Source organism: Rhodovulum sp. (assembly GCF_011048875.1).
GTDB classification, from domain to species: Bacteria; Pseudomonadota; Alphaproteobacteria; order Rhodobacterales; family Rhodobacteraceae; genus Rhodovulum; species Rhodovulum tesquicola.
In genome coordinates this window covers 1-1774 of record NZ_DSDD01000005.1, presented here as the reverse complement: position 1 = coordinate 1774, position 1774 = coordinate 1, and the positions used below count along the sequence as shown (strand labels likewise).

At 68.2% G+C, this 1774-nt stretch carries 2 protein-coding genes; both read right to left on the bottom strand.

Going from position 1 to position 1774, the window contains the following annotated elements; all coding sequences use genetic code 11:
• Positions 1-491, bottom strand: a 491-nt coding sequence (locus ENN83_RS00075; protein WP_349760081.1) for a biotin--[acetyl-CoA-carboxylase] ligase, incomplete at its 3' end; no start/stop codon positions are given.
• Positions 481-1774 (bottom strand): NADH-quinone oxidoreductase subunit NuoN (gene nuoN / locus ENN83_RS00070; RefSeq protein ID WP_287182597.1); only part of this gene is annotated, 1294 nt, incomplete at its 5' end. The genes ENN83_RS00075 and nuoN, both read right to left, overlap by 11 nt.

Below are 1774 nucleotides of genomic sequence, written 5' to 3'. Positions count from 1 at the left end.
GGCGCAAAGCCCCGCGGATCGACCGCGACGGCGGCGGGCGCGGTGTTCAGGTTCACCCCGATCCCGATCGACAACCGCCCGACACGCCCCCCGGCCCCGTCCGATTCCAGCAGGATGCCCGCCAGCTTGCCGCCCCGCAGCAGCACGTCATTGGGCCATTTCAGCGCGATGGCCGCGCGGTCGTCCACATAGGCCGTGAGCGTCGCGTAAAGCGCGTAGGAGGCGACGAAGGAGTAAAGCGCCGCCTGCGCAGGGGCGCAGCCCGGATCCATCACCAGCGTCGCCGACAGGTTGCCCTCGGGCGCGTCCCAGGCCCGGCCGCGGCGACCGATTGCGGCACTCTGGCGGCGCGCGACGATCCAGGTCGGGCGCGGCAGGGGCGCGCGGCGGCGTGCCTCGGCCATGGTGCTGTCGACCTCGTCGAGCAGGATCAGGTCGTGGCCGGACGGCCAGTGCCAGCCGCCCCGCCCCGGGCCGGGCTCAGTTGACAAGGGTCTGCGCCGCGCTCAGTGCCAGCCTCTCGACCCCGAACAGGTTGACAACCCCCGCCACCATCGCGAAGGCCGACACCATCAGGAAGCCCCACAGCACCGGGGGCATCGCCCCGTCCAGCCGCGCCTCGCCCTCCTCGCCGAAATACATGAAGAAGACGATGCGCAGGTAGTAGAACGCCCCCACGACCGAAGCGATCACCCCCGCCACGGCCAGCCAGACCAGCCCCGCATCAACCGCCGCGCGCACCACATAGAGCTTGCCGAAGAAGCCCACCAGCGGCGGCACGCCCGCCAGGCTGAACAGCAGCACCAGCATCGCCAGCGCCTTGGCCGGTTCGCGCGAGGCGAACATGTTCAGGCTTCGGATATCGGTCACGGGCTGGCCGTCCTTGTGCATCGACAGGATGAAGGCGAAGGTGCCCACGCTCATGGTGATGTAGATCGCCATGTAGACCAGCATCGCCTGCACACCCAGTTGCGTGCCCGCCGCCAGCCCCATCAGCGCGTAGCCCATATGCGCGATCGAGGAATAGGCCATCAGCCGCTTGATGTTGCGCTGCCCGATCGCCGCGACCGCGCCCAGCGCCATCGACAGCAGGGACAGCACCGCGATCACCTGCCCCCAGTCGCCCGGAACGGTGCCGAACGCCTCGTGCAGGACGCGGGCGAACAGCGCGATTGCGGCCATCTTGGGCGCGGTGGCGAAGAAGGCGGTCACCGGTGTCGGCGCCCCCTCATAGACATCGGGCGTCCACATGTGGAAGGGCACGGCCGAGACCTTGAAGGCGAGCCCGGTGATCAGGAAGACCAGCCCGATCAACAGGCCCAGTGGCATCTCGCCTCCCTCGATGGTCGAGAGGATGCCCGCGAACAGCGTCGTGCCCGAATAGCCATAGATCAGCGAGGCGCCGTAAAGCAGCAGGCCCGAGGACAGCGCGCCGAGGACGAAATATTTCAGCCCCGCCTCTGTCGATTTCAGGCTGTCGCGCCGCATCGCCGCCACGATATACAGCGTCAGCGATTGCAGTTCGAGCCCCATGTAAAGCGTCATCAGGTCGGCGGCCGAGACCATCAGCATCATGCCGACCACGGCCAGCGTGATGAGGATGGGGAACTCGAACATCAACGCGCGCGAGCGGCGCAGGTGTTCCGTGCTCATCAGCAGGACGGCACCGGCCGAGACCAGGATCACCACCTTGGCAAAACGCGCGAACGTGTCGTCGACGATGGCACCGCCGAAGCCGCTGCGCGTCTCGCCCGCGCTCATCCCCAGCCAGACG